Raw genomic sequence first — 18,741 nt, forward strand, 5'->3', positions numbered from 1 at the left:
AGGAGAAATAATGAAAACCATCCATCTTACCCAGAGTCAGGCTCGAACACGGTTAATCGCCCCCGAGGACATGATTTCCTGTAATCTTGCTTTTATTGATTGCAAGCTACCCGGCTCGCATCTCAAACAAAACTATTCCTTCATCGGCCCGGGTGTAACCCAGTCCAGCGAGCAGGTCGTCAATATTCCCGAGCCGCACGGCTTTAACATTGGCGCGGCGGCTATGCCGAAAGGGGTGACGAATAACCTACATCTGCATTTCACCGCCGAGGTGTTCCTGATCCATGAAGGAACATGGCGTTTTCGCTGGGGCGCCAACGGCGAGCATGAAGCTGAATTTAGCGCACCCACTATCCTTTCAATACCGACCTGGATCTTCCGCGGTTTCACCAACGTCAGTAAAGAAGAGACCAGCGGTATGGTGTTTACGGTGCTCGGCGGGGACAACACGGGCGGCATCATCTGGCATCCTTCCGTGCTGGCGGCAGCCAGTGAATACGGAATGTATTTGAGTAAAGACAACATGCTCATCACACAGGAAACCGGCGACCCGCGGCCTGACCCCGCCGCGCTGCTGACGCCGCTGTCAGAGGAATATATTGCCGGGCTGCGTGACTACAGCGTTGAGGAGATGCGCCAGCGTGCGGTAACCAGCGATGACCGCTGCTGGTCAGCCCAGGGACTGCTGGATTCGGTGCTGCCAGGACACGGCGGCGAAATTGCGCCGGTTATCGGTTTCGGCATTTCACAGGATCGGGATTCCGCTCCCGCTATCGTGAGCCCGCACGGTTTTTCCGTCGAATGGCTGCGTCTCGCCGAGGATCACGTTGTGGGCCGCCATCTCTGCCCGGATATTCAGGTCATTATGGTCTTTAAAGGCCAGCTGGAGATCACCTGGAACGAGGCGGGCGAAGAAGTGAGCGTTATCGCTCCGGAACGTTCGGTGATCTCTGTTCCGGCAAACAGCTGGCGTCGCTACCGCGCGGTTGACGGCAAAACGGAGTTTATTCTGACGACCCGCGGCGATCAGCGTAAGCGCCTCTACTGGGATGAAGCGATCCTGCAACAGGCGAGAGAACACAATCGCTGTCTCGATCCCGATGGCTACGTGGCCGATGCCGACATCCTGCCTGCCACGGCCCGTCGGGCCGGTGCGATACTGGAGACATGCAACAGCAACAAAACCTGAATTATCCGTTGAGCTCACTTGCCGGATCCGCTGCGTTCGTTGAGAGGCATGCCAGCCTGCATTTTCAGCCTGTTAACGAACCAGCGTCCGGCCGGGCCGGGCGGATGTTCCTCCAGGTGCACCGCCTGCATGGAAAAACCGGGCCCGACGTCGGGCTGCATCGGCACGTTCAGCGTAACCAGTTTTCCCGCTGCGAGATCTTCCTCGACCATTGGCAGCGGCATATAACCCCACCCCAGTCCGGCACGCAGGAAGGCGTGCTTCGCGCCCATATCCGCTAAATGCCATGTCTTTGACGACATGACGCCAAAGCTTCGGCCCACGGTGAGAGAGGAGCGATCGGTCAGCACCAGCTGGACGTGTTCCTGTAAAAGTGAACGAAGGATCGGACCGGACGCGTTCGCCAGCGGATGCTCAGGGGAGACAACGGCCACCGCAGGCACGCTGAGAAGGAATTCTGAGATGCATCCCGCCGGAAGATGCGGCAGCGATCCGGTTATCGCCACCCGGCAATGACCGTCCAGTAAAGGCTGGAACACCGCCCCCAACGCTTCCACATACAAACGCAGCGGGGTGTCAGGAAATGCCTGCTGAAACGCCTGCACCGCAGCGGTGAGCTGCGCTACGGGAAACATCACGTCGACGGACACCGCCAGTTCAGGCTCAAGACCTTCGGCTAAGGTGCGCGCCTTCGCCTTAAAGGCGTCCATCCCGGCAGTGGCAAGACGCGCCGCTTCCAGCATGGCGACGCCCGCCTCCGTCAGCGTCGGATAACGCCCGGTACGATCGAATAATGGAAACCCGACCTGTGCCTCAAGGTTTGCCAGCGTCGCGCTGACAACCGACTGCGCGCGCCGCAGCCTGCGACCGGCGGCGGAAAAACTCCCTTCATCAACGGCAGCAATAAAGGTGCGGAGTTGATCAACAGACATACCGTCCAGCATGTATCGCTCCAGCAGATGGATCCCATCTAATTATATAGGCTATTCAGATAGGTCAAAGATTACTACTCTCAGTGCATGTTCACTACTCTTCAATGAAGGAAATACAATATGAAAACGACTACTGTAGGTATCATCGGCGCTGGCGCTATCGGGCAAGCCTTTGCAGAACAACTGGTTAAAGCGGGCATGAACGCTATTCTGAGTAACAGCCGCGGGCCGGAAAGCCTGACTGCGGTGGTTGAGAAACTGGGCCATGGGGCTCGCGCTGGCACCGTAGAACAGGCCGCCCAGGCCGACATCGTTTTTGTCAGCACAAACTGGGAGAAAACCGAGGCCGCGTTACGCGGCATCAACTGGGAGGGGCGTATCCTGATCGACGCGACCAACCCGGTCATACTGCCAGGCTTCACGCTGGCTGAACTGGGCGGAAAAAACTCAAGCCAGGTGGTGACACAGTGGGCTCCGGGTGCACGCGTCGTTAAAGCCTTCAATACTCTCCTTGCAGGGGTGCTGGCTCAGGATCCGGCGCAGGCGGGTGGCCGTCGTGTCGTCTTTATCTCCGGAGACCATCCTGACGCAAAGGCGGAAATAACAGCCTTAGCCGGGCAACTGGGCTTCGCAAGTATTGATTTAGGCAGCCTGGAGGTTGGCGGTACGCTACAACAATTCCCCGGAGGGCCTCTTCCGGCGGTGAACCTGGTGCAACTGGCATAGCTAAAGGCAACGATAAATATGACGCAGCGTACTTCCGCAGAGACCTTTGAAGAATACCTTCCCGGCAAGCTGATCAGGGAACATCGGGCGCAATCTTCCCGGGATGTATTCGTGCAAATTCTGGCGCGCAGACACGTGCAGGAAAACGTCATTATTCCGGCAGTGCCGGAGCCTTTTATCGTCTGGATCCTCTCAGGTAATGCCGTCGTTGAGGAGCGTTCCCCCGGTGAGCCGTGGTTAGCAAACCGCGTTACCGCAGGCGATTTCTTTCTCACAACGGCGGCTTCTCCTACTGAAATGCGCTGGCACGCCGGGCCAGATACGCCTTTCGTCGTTATGCATGTTTATATGGGAGTGGCTATGATGCAGGAGTATGAACTGCGGGAAGTCTCCGGCGCGCGCGACGACACGCTATCCGCCCTGCTGGAGCAGATACGTCAGGAGCTGTATCTGCAAAATCCACCCAGCGGCCCGTTTATCCAGGGCATTGCGCAGGCGCTGGCAGTACATCTGATTCGCACCTATGGCACACATGCGAAACGACACCGCGGGGGCTTGCAAGCATTTAAGCTGCACCGGGTCTTCACGGCAATGCGTGAAGGGTTAGCCCAGCCGTTTGACCTGGCACGCCTGGCTGAACTGACCGATCTTAGCGAATACCATTTTAGCCGCGCCTTTAAACAGTCAACCGGACTTTCCCCTTCTCACTACTTTATCCGGCTACGCATGGAGGAGGCGCGTCGCATGCTATCGGAAAGCAATGATTCCATTATCAATATTGCACTGAACGTCGGATACACCAGCCCCAGCCACTTTGCTGCCGTATTCCTCAGGCATAACGGCGTGACGCCCTCCCACTATCGCAGCGATGCCGTTCGCAGCAAAAGCCCGACAGTTTGAGCAAAAGCCCGCGCGAAGCGATTGCCAGAAAGATCCATTATTGACCCGTACTTCAGACATTCTTTCTGAAGCGTTGAAATCAACTCTCAAGAGGATCAACTATGGAACTCAACGGTAAAGTCGCGCTCATCACCGGTGCTTCAAGCGGAATTGGTGCCTCCACGGCCAAAAAGTTAGCGGAACAGGGCGTCAGGGTGGGTCTCGCTGCCCGCCGTCTGGATCGTCTTCAGGCGCTGGTGTCTGAAATTGAGGCTGCTGGCGGGGAAGCCATGGCGCTGGCAATGGATGTCACTGACCCGGCCTCAGTTAATAAAGGGGTGGAGGCACTGCACAAACGCTATGGCCATATTGATATCGCCTTTAATAACGCCGGGCTGATGCCGATTTCGGATATCGCCAGCCTCCGGGTTGACGAGTGGCATCGAATGGTAGATGTAAACGTAAAGGGCCTGTTTAACACGGTCGCGGCCGTATTGCCGATTATGCAGTCACAGCGCTCGGGTCATATCATCAATACCTCGTCGATCGCCGGGCGTAAAACGTTTCCCGGACTGGGCGTATACTGCGCGACGAAGCACGCGGTTGCCGCCTTCTCGGATATTTTGCGTATGGAGCTGGCCCCTCAGTTCAACATTCGCGTCACCTCGCTTCAGCCGGGTGCCGTTGAAAGTGAATTATTCGAGCATATCAGTGACGAAAATTATCGTGCACAGATGGAACAGCTGAAGGAGAAGATGACGTTCCTGAAAGCCGATGATATCGCCGACTCGATTCTTTACGTATTGCAGGCACCGGAACATGTGGACGTGGCAGAGCTGTTTATTATGCCGACCGAACAGCCGTGGTAAGAGGGTGAAGCGGGTCAGGCTGGTGCCTGACCCGCAACGTTAGTTTGCAGAGGCCGTAGGTCTGATGGTGATTTCGGTGGTATCGACACTCTCAGGCGCCTCGATGATGTGGCGCACGGCGCGAGCGATATCAGCCGGTTTGAGAGCAATAGCCCGGTACGCATCCATCACCGCCATGGTTTCTTCGTGCGTAATGGTCGAGGCCAGTTCGCTTTCCACTACCCCAGGGTTGACGCAGGTCACACGGATGTTCGAACTTTCCTGACGTAAACCATCGGAAATGGCCCGTACCGCAAATTTGGTCGCGCAATAGACGGCGGCCGTGGGCACGACGGACAAGGCACCAATCGAGCCTATATTGACGATCTGCCCCGAGCCCTGGGCTTCCATAATCGGCAAAACAGCACCAATACCCCACAGTACGCCCTTGATATTTACGTCAATGGTGCGCTCCCATTCATCCTGCTTGCCAGCCGAAAGCGGAGAGAGAGGCATAATGCCCGCGTTGTTAATAAGTACGTCAATTCGGCCCCACTTATCCCGTGCTGCCTGAACGAAGGCGGCCATCGACTGGCGGCTGGTAACGTCTAATACCTGAGCCTCTGCCTCCCCTCCTGCGCTGCGGATTTCATCAGCCAGAGCGTGGATGCGATCCAGCCTGCGTGCACCCAGGAACACTTTTGCGCCAGCCTTGCCGAGCTCTCTGGCGATACCTTCTCCGATACCGCTGGAGGCGCCGGTAATTAAGATGACTTTGTTCATGTTTTACTCCTTCAGTTGAGTTCACTGCAATCATAGATACAGACCATTGTTTCTTGTATCCTGCCTTTACTGGACTCACTGGTTAGCAATGTTAAACAATGAAAATCGATCTTAATTTGTTACCGCTTTTTCTGGCGGTCGCCGAAGAACGCAGCTTCAGCGCTGCCGCCGGGCGCCTGGGCATAACCCGTTCCGCTGTCAGCCAGGGAATAAGACGTCTCGAAGATGGGTTTCAGACCCTGCTGGTGATGCGCACCACGCGCTCGGTAAGGCTCACCGAAGCGGGTGAACGGTTGCATAAATCGTTGCTGGGGCCCATCGCCAACATTGAGGCGGCCTTTGACGACATCACCTCGGACAGCATACCGCGCGGACAGCTCAGGATCGCTGTCACCTCAATTGCGGAAGCGTTTCTTTCGGGCCCACTGCTCGCCTCGTTTACGGCCGCGCATCCTGCGGTATCGCTTGATGTTTTCGTGTCAGATGAGGAATTCGATATCGTGGCAGCGGGCTATGACGCCGGGGTGAGGCTGGGCGAAGTTATCGAAAAAGACATGATCGCTATTCCCCTTACGGGCCAGCAGCGTGAACGGGTGGTGGCTTCACCTTCCTATCTGGCGACACACTGCGCACCGACGCACCCCCGTGAACTGGTCGCTCATCGGTGTATCGGCTGGCGCCCTTCCCCGGACGTTGCCCCCTATCGCTGGGAGTTTGAGGAAGCAGGCGTCCCTTTCGATGTGGCAATTGAACCACAAATCACCACTAACGATCTGCGTCTTATGCTCAGCCTCGCGCTGGCCGGTGGTGGTATAACCTTTGCCACGGAGGACACCTTCACACCGTACATTGAATCAGGACAGCTGGTTTCCTTACTGGATGTGTTTCTTCCATCTTTTCCTGGTTTTTATCTCTATTTTCCCCAGCGCCACAATATGGCCCCCAAGCTCAGAGCCCTGATCGAGCACATCCGCCAGTGGCGACAGCTCCCCGCCACGCAGCCGACACTGCGTTAAATGGTTCCAACCCTGAATGCAGATTTTCCTCAATCTACTGCGTCCCTTTGATGAGCATCAACGACAGCACGTCATTACCATGGAAAATGACAACGGACACGATGGGCAGGACTTCACACAAGGATGGAACCTTAAAAATGTACAGACCAATAGTTGTTATCCTCTTTATTCTTTTGACATTAGCCGCCCTCGTGGAAATCGGCATAATTTCTTTAGGCTAATACCGATAGCCTCTGAAAGGCCACGCTTGCGGCCTTTTATTTATTAAACATGAGAAGAAAATACGTAATTTTTTGAGTAGCAGAAATTAACCCGCCCGTAAAAATATATTTTATAAATGAGAGAGTTTTAAATATATCATACACCAGATATTTTACCCTAACTTAAACCATAATTAAGCAGCAATTAAACCTAACCAAAATTAGATATTTATCGCATATTATAATTATTAATATCGCCCCACCAGCACCGTTTTAAGGGTTGCACCTTTTACGCCAAAACCCTTTATCCACGCGCCCTCATAGCTAACGAAATATATTCACGCTATCAATTAATCTCCCCTGCAATAGCCGCGTTGGGTTTACGAACACTTAATTTGCGTATTCAGACATTTATAGCTATATCATTTTTATAACGAAATAATTTAATACCTGCACAAATAATAAGGCTTATAAATCGCAAACATATAAATAAACAACTATTTCCTGTGTAAATAATTAGCTTTGCCCTGAGGTTGCCACTTTTAATCCTGGCGGGCATCGGTCGCGCTAAAGAAAGTAACGGTAAATCCTGTTTATTAAACAGTATTTTCGCCGGGAGCGCGTTCATCTCTTCAGAAACGATGGCTTTGTTTGACACGCCGTAACCAATCACTCTGCTGGAGTAATAACTGTATGAGCCAAATATCTGTTATATCTAAATTAACTGGCGTGGAAACGACCACGGAAGGGACACAGATAACACTCGATCACTCCTCAATCGTTAAGCTTAACGTGGATCGAGCCAACATCGCAGATTACTCCCGCAGCGGAAACGATCTGGTGATTACCCTCAATTCGGGCGAAGTGATTACCCTCAAGAATTTCTACGTCACTGATGCGCAGGGCGTAAGCCAGCTGGTGCTTGAAGAGAGTGACGGAGCGCTGTGGTGGATTGAAGATCCAACCGGTGCCGCGACCTATGAATCCATCGCCTCCACCGATGCATTACTGGCGGCGTCAGGGAGTGATGCTGGTGGCGCCGCTGCGTGGCCCTGGGTGCTGGGTGGCCTGGCCGCCGCAGGTGGGATTGCTATTGCGGCGGGAACCGGCGGTGGAGGTGGCGGAGATGACGATAACAACAACCCGAATCCCGGTAATCCGGGAAATCCTTCCGAACCTGATACTACGCCTCCGAATACTCCCACTAATCTTCAGGTATCACCTGACGGCAAAACCGTAACAGGTACGGCTGAACCGGGCAGCACGATTACCCTTAAAGATGCCGATGGCAACACCATTGGAACGGGCAAGGTCGGCAGCGACGGCAAATTTACTATCGATCTCGGTACGCCGCTCACCAACGGGGAGCAGATCACCGCCACGGCCACCGACCCGTCCGGCAATACCAGCCAGGGTGGTCAGGTCACAGCACCGGATCTCACCGCGCCGGATGCACCTGCCAATCTGGAGGTTTCGCCTGACGGCAAAACCGTCTCCGGTACGGCTGAGCCGGGCAGCACCGTGACACTGAAAGATGCCGATGGCAACACCATCGGAACGGGCAAGGCTGGCAGCGACGGGAAATTTACTATCGATCTCGGCACGCCGCTCACCAACGGGGAGCAGATCACCGCCACCGCCACCGATCCGTCCGGCAATACCAGCCCGGGCGTTCAGGTCACGGCACCGGATTCAACCGCGCCGGCTGCCCCCGAGATTGTCACCGTCAATGATAACGTGGGCACCGAAGCGGGCCCGCTGAGCAACGGACAACGCACGGACGATGCACGCCCGACGTTCAGCGGCATCAGTGAAGCTGGCACCGTTATTACCTTCTATGACAACGGCAAGCCGATCGGCACCGCCACGGCCGATGCTACCGGGAAATGGAGCTTTACCCCGTCGACCAACCTGTCTGAAGGAAACCACGCCATTACCACCACCGCGACCGATGCAGCAGGCAATACCAGCCCGGCGTCCACGGCGGTGACCTTCGTGGTGGATACGGTCGCACCAGGTGCCCCAGCCATCACCGGCATGACCGACGACGTTGCGCCCAATACCGGCGTGCTCGGAAGCGGAAGCACCACTAACGATCCGCGCCCGCAGCTCACCGGCACGGCGGAAGCGGGCTCTACGGTCACCATCTATGATAACGGCATTGCCATTGGCACAGCGGTTGTAGGCAGCAACGGAAGCTGGAGCTTTACGCCGTCGGTTAACCTGAGCGAAGGCAGCCACCAGCTTACCGTACGCGCCACCGACATCGCCGGTAACACCGGTCCGGCCTCACCGGCCTTTACCGTAACGGTGGATGTCACCACCCCGCCGGTGCCGACAGGATTTATCGTTAACGATGACACCGGAGGGCTGAAAGGCACGATTACCGCCGGGCAGTTTACCGACGAGTCGCAGCCCCGCCTGACGGGCCGAGGAGAACCAGGCAGCACGATTACGGTTTACGATAACGGCGTTGTGATTGGCAGCACAACGGTTCTGCCGAACGGTACCTGGAGCATCACGCCGACAACGCCGCTGGCAGAGGGTGCACATTCGATTACCCTGCGCGAAACCGATGCGGCAGGCAACCAGAGCGGCCTGTCTCAGCCGATCAACTTTACCGTCGATCTTACGCCGCCAGACATGCCGGAGGCGACGCTCAATTCGACAGGCACGCAAATCACCGGTACTGCCGAGCCGGGCAGTAAAATTGTCATCACCAACAACGCCGGGGTGCAAATCGGGACCGCCACTGCCGACAGCAACGGCAACTACGTCGCCAACCTGAACCCTGCACAAGTGAACGGCGAGATCATCTCCGTGGTCGCCTCCGATGCTGCAGGCAACCAGAGTTCACCGGCGCTGGTTAACGCAGCGGACATCACCGCGCCTGCCGCACCGGGTAACCTGGTGGTGGCGGAAGACGGGGCAAGCGTCAGCGGAACCGCCGAGCCAAACAGCACGATTATTATTAAAGCGCCGGACGGTACGATTATCGGCCAGGCCACCGCCGGTCCGGACGGCACCTTTACCATCCCGATTTCGCCAGCCCAGACCAACGGCGAAGCCCTTGAAGTGACGGCCACCGACGGCAGCGGCAACACCAGTCCGTCCGGCTTTGCCGACGCGCCAGACAGCACGCCACCGCTGGCACCGGAAAACGTGGTGATCTCTGCCGACGGCACCACGGTAACCGGTACAGCCGAGCCGGGCAGCACCGTCACCATTCGTGAAAATGGCGTTAAGGTCGGGGAAGCGGTCGCCGACGATCAGGGTAATTTCAGCGTTGATCTGATCCCGCCGAAAGCCAACGGCGAAGCCCTGACCGCAGATGCCACCGATACCGCCGGAAACACCGGCCCGACCGCGCCGTTTGACGCGCCGGACATCACCGCGGCACAAACCCCGGTCATCACAGGCGTGGAGGATGATGCGCTCGACGTCACCGGTCCTGTCAGCCAGAACGGTCTCACCAACGACAAAACCCCGACCATCAACGGAACGGGCGAGCCCGGCACAACGATCACCCTCTACAGCGGCACCACTGAAATCGGCACCGCGGTGGTTGGGCCTGACGGCCAGTGGTCCATCACGCTGGAAACGGATCTTCCCGACGGCGGGCACGTGCTGACGGCGACGGCGGTTGACGCCAACAATAACCTCAGCGGGACATCGAACACCTGGAGCATCACGGTGGATACCGCCGCGCCGGGCGCTCCAGCCATTACGCAGGTCATTGATGACGTACCGGGCCGCACGGGGCCGCTCGACAACAACCAAATCACCAACGACACGCTCCCGACGCTGAACGGTACCGGCGAGCCGGGCTCCACCGTGACGATCCGCCTGGACGGACAGGATATTGGTACTGCCATTGTGAATAACGGTGGCGCATGGACCTTCACGCCCACTACCGCATTAGGGAACGGGCACCATACGTTCACCGTCGTCGCGAGCGATGCGGCCGGCAACACCAGCGCATCATCACCCGGCTTTACCTTTACCGTCGATACCACTCCGCCACCGGCGGCCACCCTTGACACCGTCTCCGATAACATCGGCACTGTGCAGGTTCCGCTTAACAGCGGGGATACTACCGATGACACGCTGCCGCAGCTGCAGGGAACCGCACCGGAAGGCACCACCATCACTATCTATGACGGGACCAACCTGCTCGGCACGGCCGTGCTTGACGGTAGCGGCGGCTGGAGCTTTACGCCAACCACGCCGCTGACGGACGGCCCGCATTCGCTGACGGTCCACGCGACGGATGAGGCGGGTAATACCACCATCTCGCCACCGTTTGAGCTGGCGATCGACACGACCGCGCCTGCAACGCCGGATATTCCTGAGATCACCGTGAACCCGGACGGCGCCACACCGGGGACGGCTCTGAATCCTGGGGAGACCACCCGCGATACCACACCAACCCTGAGCGGCTCGGGCACGCCGGGAGATACCGTAAGCATTTACGATGGCGCAACCAAAATAGGTGAAGCCGAGATCGATGGCGACGGTAACTGGAGCTGGACACCGGAAGATCCGCTCCCTGACGGCACCTACGATCTCTCCCTGACGGTGACCAATCAGGACAGCGCCGGGAACGAAAGCGCACCGTCCACGCCAGTGACCATTACCATTGATACCGACGCGCCGGGCCAGCCGGGGATCCCGACGGTGACAGACAGCGTAAGCCAGATCACCGGGCCAGTGGACAATGGCGGAACCACCAACGATCCGCGCCCGGTACTGAGCGGCACCGGTACGCCGAATGACGTCATTACCATCTATGACCAGGTGGGTACAGGCGAGCCGCAGGCCGTGGGCAGCGTCACGGTGGACGGTAGCGGTAACTGGAGCTGGCGTCCTGAGAGCAACATTGGCGAAGGGACGCACCAATACACGGCGACCGCCACCGATGAAGCCGGCAATGAATCTCTGCCATCAACCGGTATCACGATAACGGTCGACACCCTCGCCCCGGATACCCCGCTCATCGGTTCCATTGGCGGCGCTCAGAATGGAGGCTCAACCAACGATAACACACCTGTCATTGGCGGAGGCGGCACGACCGGCGAAACGGTGATTATCTACAACAACGGCGTGGAAGTGGATCGCGTTGAAATCGCCAATGGCGAGTGGTCATACACCCTGCCGACACAAACCGATGGCCCGCTGAATATCACCGTCGCCGCGGTGGACGACGCGGGTAACCTGAGCCCGGTCAGCCCGGTCTTTAGCGTGACGGTCGATACGCAGGCACCGACCGTGCCGCAAATTGACGCCGTCTCTGACAGCCAACTGACTAACAGCGTGCTTTACACCCGCGACGGTACCCCAACCCTCACCGGGATTGGCGAGCCGGGTTCGAGCGTAACCGTTTCTGTTGATGGCACGCCGTCTCCGGTGGTCGTGGTGGTTCAGCCGAACGGGACATGGTCCTGGACAGCCGACCCCGCGCTTGCGGAAGGGCCGCACACCTTCTCGGTTGCCGCAAGTGACGCGGCGGGAAATACCTCCGCCAGCTCCGGGGATCTCAGCGTAACGGTGGATACCCTGCCGCCTGCAACGCCAACTAATATCGCCATTGCCGCGGAGGGCACTCCGCTGACCGGTACGGCAGATGACGGAACCACGGTGACGGTTAAAGACGCCAACGGCAATATCATCGGGACCGGGGTCGCGACGGGAGGCTCCTTCACCATCGCCCTCTCCCCGGCCCAACTCGATGCCACTACGCTGACGCTCACCGCCACGGACCCCGCAGGCAATGCCAGCCCGTCAACCACCTTTGACGTGCCGGACTCTCCGCTCGATCTGCCTGCGGTGCCGGTGATTACAGCGATCAACGATGACGTCGATCCCGTCATTGGCGACGTGAAAGATAAAACCACCAATGACACCACGCCTACCCTTACCGGCACCGCCGATCCGGGTAGCGTGATCGCCATTTATCAGGATGGATCGCTGCTTCCGGTGACCACTGTCGTTGCGGATACCAACGGCAACTGGAGCTACACGCCGCTCCTGCCGCTGACGGAAGGGCCACACACCTTCGCCGTCACCGCCACGAATACCACCACCGGCGCGACCAGCGGGCAGTCGCCGATCGCGACCGTCACCGTCGACCTCACCGATCCGACCGCACCAGCCATCGGTGCGGTGACCGATGACGTAGGCCCGGTCACCGGCCCAATCGCTGACGGGCAGAGCACCAACGACAACCGTCCTACCCTGACCGGAACAGGCACGGCCGGGGACACCATTACGGTGTACGATGACGGCGACCCGCTGGGCACCGTTGTTGTCGGTCCGACCGGCACCTGGAGCTACACGCCGCCTGCGCTGGACGACGGCAGCCACACCCTGACCGTGACCGCCACCGACCCGGCAGGCAATGAGAGCGCCCCGTCGGCCGGGATCACCATCGTTGTCGACACCGTCTCTACCACGCCGGTGATTACCAGCGTGACGGATAACGCAGGCAATGCGGCAACGCCTGTCCCAAGCGGCGATCCAACCAACGACACTACGCCAACCCTGACCGGTAGCGCCGAGCCGAACAGCGTCGTCGCCATTTTTGATGGCGCTACGCAAATTGGTACGGTGGCAGCAGACGGCACCGGCGCCTGGACATTTACCCCTGAAACCGCCCTCGGCGAAGGGACGCATGACTTTACGGTCAGAGCGACGGATCCGCAGGGCAACGTCAGCCAGCCGTCCGGCGTCTGGAGCATCAATATCGATCTGACGGCGCCACAGGTGCCGACGATCGATACGGTCAGCGACAACGCCCCGGGTGGCGTAACCGGCCCGCTTACCGCCGGGCAGGTCACCAATGACACCACGCCAACCCTGAGCGGCACCGGCCAGGCGGGCACCACCATTCACGTTCTGAATAACGGCGTGGAGATTGGTACCACTACGGTCGACGGCAACGGTAACTGGACCTTTACGCCGGATCCGGTTCTGACAGACGGGACGTATAACCTGCGCGTCAACGCCAGCGATGATGTCGGAAACGTCTCCGCCAACTCGCCAGTGTTCGCCTTTACGGTGGATACCGCCGGGCCTGCGGCCCCGGTGGTTACCACGGTAATAGACGATGTCAGCCCGGGAACGGGAACCCTCGCCAGCAACGGTTCCACCAACGACACCCGTCCAACCTTCAACGGTACGGGGGAAGTGGGCGCAACGGTGCACGTTATTGTCGATGATGTGGAAATCGGCACGGCGGTCGTCAACGCCCAGGGTAACTGGACCTTCACGCCGACCACCGCGCTGGGTGAAGGGCCGCATACCATTACCTTCAACGCCACCGATGCCGCAGGCAATACCGGGGTCACCTCGCCACCGTTCAACCTGACGGTGGATACGTCGGTGCCCGACGCACCGGTCTTTACCCCTGCCACCGACAATGCCGGTCCCGTGCTGGGCCCGGTTGCCTCGGGACAAAGCACAGACGACACCACGCCAACGCTGAACGGCACCGCGGCAGCCAACGCGACCATCACCATTTATGAAAGTGGCCGTGAAGTGGGTACCGCCGTGGCGGACGCAAACGGCGTATGGAGCTTTACCACCGGTACGCTGGCAAACGGCAGCCACACCTGGACCGCCACGGTAACCGATGCCGCGGGCAACGTCAGCCCTGCCTCACCAGGCTTTACGCTGGTGGTAGATACGGCTGTGCCTGTCGCGCCGGTTATCACCCAGGCGTTTGACGACGTTGGCACCATCACCGGGGCAATAGGTTCCGGCCAGACCACCAACGATCCTCTCCCGCGTCTGGTGGGGACCAGCGAGCCGCTGGCCACCGTGAATATTTATGAGGGCACCACGCTGGTGGGCACCGGTACTGCCGATGCCGATGGCAACTGGACCGTCGATATCACCGTGCCGCTGGACAGTGGGTCACACACCTTTACCGCAGAAGCAACGGATCAGGCGGGTAACACCAGCACGCCGTCCGCCGACTTCAGCCTGACCATTGACACCACGCCGCCAGCGCTGCCGGTGCTGACCAGCATCACCGACGATGTCGGTAACGCCGCTGCGCCTGTCGCCAACGGCGGGTTAACCAACGACGCGCGGCCAACGATCACCGGTACGGCAGAAGCCGGCGCGACGGTCACCATCTTTGATAATGGGGTACAGATTGGCACCGCAGTCGCCACCGGCGGCGCGTGGAGCTTTACGCCTTCCACCCCGCTGGCTGACGGGCCGCATAATCTGACCTTCTCCGCCACCGACGCGGTGGGCAACGCCAGCGCGCAGACCGGCGGTTACACCATTAATGTGGATGCCACCGCCCCTGTCGTACCGGCAATCACCTCGATTGAGGATGATGTGGGGACCGTCACCGGACCTGTTACTGGCACCAACCCAACCAACGACACCCGTCCGACCTTAAACGGTACGGCAGAAGCCAATGCCACCGTACGTATTTACGACGGCACGACGCTGGTGGGGACCGTCACTGCCGATGCCAACGGCAACTGGACGCTGCCGCAAACCAGCACCACGCTGACGGAAGGCGCGCATAACTTCACCGCAACCGCCACCGATGCCGCGGGCAATACCAGCGCGCCATCGCCGATTATCACGATCAACGTTGACCTGACGCCGCCAGCAGCCCCAACCGGGCTGGCGGTGATCACCAACGGGACGCAGGTTACCGGTACGGCGGAAGCGGGAAGTACCGTCACCATCACCAGCAGCACCGGAACCGTGCTTGGTACCGCCGTCGCGGACGGCAGCGGAAACTTCAGCGCCACCCTCACCCCTCCACAGACCGGCGGGGAGTCACTGATTGTCTTTGCTACGGATAAGGCCGGTAACGCGGGTATCACCACCTCCGTGATTGCCCCGATCACCACAATCCCGAACGCGCCTGTTATCGCCAATATTGACGATAACGTTGGCACGGTGACGGGCAACCTGACCAACGGGAATACCACCGATGACACCACGCCAACCCTGAGCGGCACGGCGCAGCCGAACACGACCATCACCCTCTATAACAACGGGGTGCTGATGGGCACGGTCACCGCGAATGCCAGCGGCAACTGGAGCTTCACCACGCCGGTGCTGAGTGAAGGCCCGCATGCCTTCACCGCCACGGCGAGCAACGGCTCGGGCACCAGCCCGATTTCCACGTCGACCACCGTCATTGTCGATCTCACTGCGCCAACGGCTCCAACCGGGACCTTCAACGCAGACGGCAGCGTATTGACCGGTAGCGCTGAAGCGGGCAGCACCGTCACCATCCGCCTGGCGGATAATTCAACGGTCACCGCCACGGCGGACAGCAACGGTTCCTGGAGCTACACCTTCCTCAATAAACAGACGGAAGGTCAGACGCTGCAAATCACCGCCACCGATGCGGCAGGCAATGTTTCGCTGCCCGGCTCAGCCCTTGCGCCGGTGGTGCCGCTCTCTGCCAGCACCAACGCTGAAGAACTGGCGCTCACGACCACCGCCACGGTGACCAACTCGCAGTACAGCGACTATGGTTTCCTGCTGGTAGGCGCCTTAGGTAACGTGCTGACGCTGCTCGGCAACGACACCGCGCAGGTAGGTTTCACCGTCGGCAACGGCGGCAGTGCGGATATTGCCGTGAACGCCAACGCCACGGGTGCCGTTCTTTCCCTGCTCAATACCCTTGAGCTGGTGGTACAGCGCTTCGACGCCGCCAACAACACCTGGACCACCGTGGTCGATACCGGGCAGCCGCAGTTCGCTGACCTGTTGACCCTCGGCGCGACGGGTGTGTCGCTGAACCTGACCGGGCTGGCGAATGGTCAGTATCGCGTCCTGAGCTACAACACTAACCTGCTGGCAACCGGCTCTTACACCAGCCTCGATGTGGCGGTGAAAGAGACCAGCGCAGGCACCGTGTCCGGCGAGACCAGCGTTGCCGGGAACGTCATCACTGACGTGGATCCAACCGCAGGCAGCGACAACGCCCCGGCGGGCACCACCGTCACTACGGTCACCAACGCCCAGGGCACCACCACCAGCGTTACGGCTGACGGCACGGTGATTCAGGGGCAATACGGCACGCTGACCATCAACCTGGACGGCAGCTATACCTATAACCTGACCAACACCAGCGCCGCCGTCATTGGCCGCACGGAGAACTTTACCTACACCATCACCCATAACGGCACCAGCGCCTCGGCAAATCTGGTTCTGTCGCTGGGCGAAGGCACTACCAGCAGCGGGATCGTGGCCGTGGACGATACCGCCTCGCTGACCTTCGACACCACCGTGGAGGCGATCAACAACGGCACCTCGTCGCAGGGCGGCTTTACCCTGGTGGGGATCAACCTTGGCAATACCCTGGGGCTGAACCTGCTGGACGATCTGGCCAACCCGATCATTTATAACGTGGAAGAAGGCACCACCCGCACCATGACCGTTCAGGCGTCCGTGGGCGGCGTCGCGCTGGCCTCGGTGTTCGACCTCTACATCTATAAGTTCAACAATGCGACGCAGACCTTCGAGCAGATGCGCGTTGAACCCGGCTGGCTGCGCGCGCCGCTGCTGGGCGGCACCTCCCCGCAGCTGACGTTGAACCTGCCCGCTGGCGAGTACCTGTTCCTGCTCAATACGGCGGCGGGGATCACCGCGCTGACGGCCTACACGCTGAACGTCTTGCAGGATCATGTCTACAGCGTGGCAAGCGTGAGCGAGAGCACGACCGGGGATGTGCTGGCGGATGATATTGCGCCAGCAGGTACCGTGGTCTCCGACGTTAACGGCGTGGCGGTGAACAGCAGCGGCCTGACGGAGATCACCGGCGAGTACGGTACGCTGCGGATCAACGCAGCCGGGGAGTACACTTACACCCTGGACAGCGGAGTCGGCGCTGACAGCATCAGCACGCCGGATACCTTCGTCTACACCATCACCGCGCCGAACGGCTCGAAAGACACGGCATCGCTGAACATCACCCCGACCGCGCAGCCAATGGACGCGGTGAACGATGTCAGCACGGCGATGGACGTGAACTCGGTGCACCGCACCGCCGCATACTCGGATACTACCGTCGGGTCGGCGAGCTGGAACGCCGCGCTGCTTGCCTCAACCCAGGGCAGCGGAAGCGGGACCTTCGTGGTGGATCCTAATACTGCACTGCATAACGTGGTTCTGTCGTTTAACGTCGCCTCGCTGCTGACCCTTACCGGGTTAACGGTCGACTGGACGCTGACCAACGGCACCACCACCCTCAGATCCGGCTCATTTAACGGCGGGCTGCTGCTGGGCGGCAGGGCGACGATCAACCTGACGGGCCTCGATCTGGAAGCGGGAACCTATACGCTGAACTATACCGGCAGAATGGGACCGCTGGGGGTGGGAAATATCACCGTTACCCCAAGCGTCACCGGGACCAGCTACTCCCTGTCGCAGTTTGACGCCACGGGCACCCACACCGTTGACGGCAATATCTTCGACGGCACCGGCTCCGCGGGCGCGATGGACCAGCTGCATTCGGTGGATACCCGTCTCAGCATTACCGGCTACGACGGCGTAACCACCACGCTGGATCCTTACACCGGCAGCACGCAGGTAAACATCACGGGTCACTACGGCACGCTGGCGATTGCCGCAGACGGCAGTTACACCTACACACTCAACCCGGGGATATCGTTCTCTACCATCACCAGCAAGGAGGTCTTTAACTACACCCTGACCGACGCCAACGGCACCCGGGATACCGCCTCGCTGACCATCAATATGGCACCGAAATTTGTCAGTTCGGAACATAACGATGTGATTAGCGGCACGGCCTACGGCGACACGCTGATTTATCAGGTGTTGAACACTACGGCGGGTAACGCCACCGCAGGTAACAGCACGGGTGACCACTGGACGAACTTCTCCCTGTCGCAGGGAGACAAGATCGACATTGGCGATCTGCTGGTGGGCTGGAACGGTAGCGCGTCGACGCTGGGGAACTATGTCTCTGTTTCACAAAGCGGTAACAATACTGTGATCTCCATCGACCGTGACGGCACGGGAGCCGCCTACACTAAATCTACGCTCGTTACGCTGGACAACGTTCAGACCACCTACGACGAGCTTGTAAACCAGCAACACATCATTACCTGATAGCACCTGCAAGAAATGACCCGGGCGCACACAGCGCCCGGGCATAAACAA

The 18,741-nt window shown here is 59.2% G+C and carries 8 protein-coding genes; 6 read left to right on the forward strand and 2 right to left on the reverse strand.

Going from position 1 to position 18,741, the window contains the following annotated elements:
* Positions 1 to 10 precede the first annotated feature (10 nt).
* Positions 11 to 1,189 (forward strand): cupin domain-containing protein, encoded by a 1,179-nt coding sequence (locus BFV65_RS16120; protein ID WP_069596878.1) that lies wholly within the window; start codon positions 11 to 13, stop codon positions 1,187 to 1,189.
* 14 nt (positions 1,190 to 1,203) lie between these two features.
* Here BFV65_RS16120 and BFV65_RS16125 read toward each other — a convergent pair whose 3' ends face one another.
* Entirely contained in the window at positions 1,204 to 2,133 is a 930-nt protein-coding gene (locus BFV65_RS16125; RefSeq protein WP_022649101.1) for a LysR family transcriptional regulator, read from the reverse strand.
* Between the two features lie 108 nt (positions 2,134 to 2,241).
* On the opposite strand from BFV65_RS16125, the gene BFV65_RS16130 reads away from it, so the two are divergent.
* The 3 genes from BFV65_RS16130 to BFV65_RS16140 all read left to right on the forward strand — a co-directional run bounded on the left by BFV65_RS16130 (position 2,242) and on the right by BFV65_RS16140 (position 4,595).
* Positions 2,242 to 2,847, forward strand: coding sequence for an NADPH-dependent F420 reductase (locus BFV65_RS16130; RefSeq protein ID WP_069596879.1), 606 nt, complete (start codon positions 2,242 to 2,244; stop codon positions 2,845 to 2,847).
* An 18-nt stretch (positions 2,848 to 2,865) separates the two neighbouring features.
* A complete protein-coding gene (locus BFV65_RS16135; protein ID WP_022649103.1) occupies positions 2,866 to 3,747 on the forward strand; it encodes a helix-turn-helix domain-containing protein in 882 nt (293 codons plus the stop codon).
* Positions 3,748 to 3,848: 101 nt separating this feature from the next.
* On the forward strand, positions 3,849 to 4,595 hold the full coding sequence (locus tag BFV65_RS16140; RefSeq protein ID WP_022649104.1) for an SDR family oxidoreductase: 747 nt from the start codon (positions 3,849 to 3,851) through the stop codon (positions 4,593 to 4,595).
* 39 nt (positions 4,596 to 4,634) lie between these two features.
* Here the strand turns inward: BFV65_RS16140 and BFV65_RS16145 are convergent, their stop codons facing one another.
* Positions 4,635 to 5,357, reverse strand: coding sequence for an SDR family oxidoreductase (locus tag BFV65_RS16145; protein ID WP_023298428.1), 723 nt, complete (start codon positions 5,355 to 5,357; stop codon positions 4,635 to 4,637).
* A 98-nt stretch (positions 5,358 to 5,455) separates the two neighbouring features.
* On the opposite strand from BFV65_RS16145, the gene BFV65_RS16150 reads away from it, so the two are divergent.
* Entirely contained in the window at positions 5,456 to 6,373 is a 918-nt protein-coding gene (locus BFV65_RS16150) for a LysR family transcriptional regulator (RefSeq protein WP_069596880.1), read from the forward strand.
* 893 nt (positions 6,374 to 7,266) lie between these two features.
* Positions 7,267 to 18,690 carry a BapA/Bap/LapF family large adhesin gene (locus BFV65_RS16155; protein WP_069596881.1) on the forward strand — a complete coding sequence of 3,808 codons (11,424 nt, stop codon included), beginning with the start codon at positions 7,267 to 7,269 and terminating at the stop codon, positions 18,688 to 18,690.
* Positions 18,691 to 18,741: the final 51 nt, after the last annotated feature.

The sequence above is a fragment of the Enterobacter hormaechei subsp. hoffmannii genome (genome assembly GCF_001729745.1).
In the GTDB taxonomy this organism is placed as follows: domain Bacteria; phylum Pseudomonadota; class Gammaproteobacteria; order Enterobacterales; family Enterobacteriaceae; genus Enterobacter; species Enterobacter intestinihominis.

What these genes read in the sequence shown, in the direction of transcription:
- BFV65_RS16120 (WP_069596878.1), top strand. Translation starts at nt 11, where the DNA reads ATGAAAACCATCCATCTTACCCAGAGTCAGGCTCGAACACGGTTAATC.
- BFV65_RS16125 (WP_022649101.1), bottom strand. Translation starts at nt 2,133, where the DNA reads ATGCTGGACGGTATGTCTGTTGATCAACTCCGCACCTTTATTGCTGCC.
- BFV65_RS16130 (WP_069596879.1), top strand. Translation starts at nt 2,242, where the DNA reads ATGAAAACGACTACTGTAGGTATCATCGGCGCTGGCGCTATCGGGCAA.
- BFV65_RS16135 (WP_022649103.1), top strand. Translation starts at nt 2,866, where the DNA reads ATGACGCAGCGTACTTCCGCAGAGACCTTTGAAGAATACCTTCCCGGC.
- BFV65_RS16140 (WP_022649104.1), top strand. Translation starts at nt 3,849, where the DNA reads ATGGAACTCAACGGTAAAGTCGCGCTCATCACCGGTGCTTCAAGCGGA.
- BFV65_RS16145 (WP_023298428.1), bottom strand. Translation starts at nt 5,357, where the DNA reads ATGAACAAAGTCATCTTAATTACCGGCGCCTCCAGCGGTATCGGAGAA.
- BFV65_RS16150 (WP_069596880.1), top strand. Translation starts at nt 5,456, where the DNA reads ATGAAAATCGATCTTAATTTGTTACCGCTTTTTCTGGCGGTCGCCGAA.
- BFV65_RS16155 (WP_069596881.1), top strand. Translation starts at nt 7,267, where the DNA reads ATGAGCCAAATATCTGTTATATCTAAATTAACTGGCGTGGAAACGACC.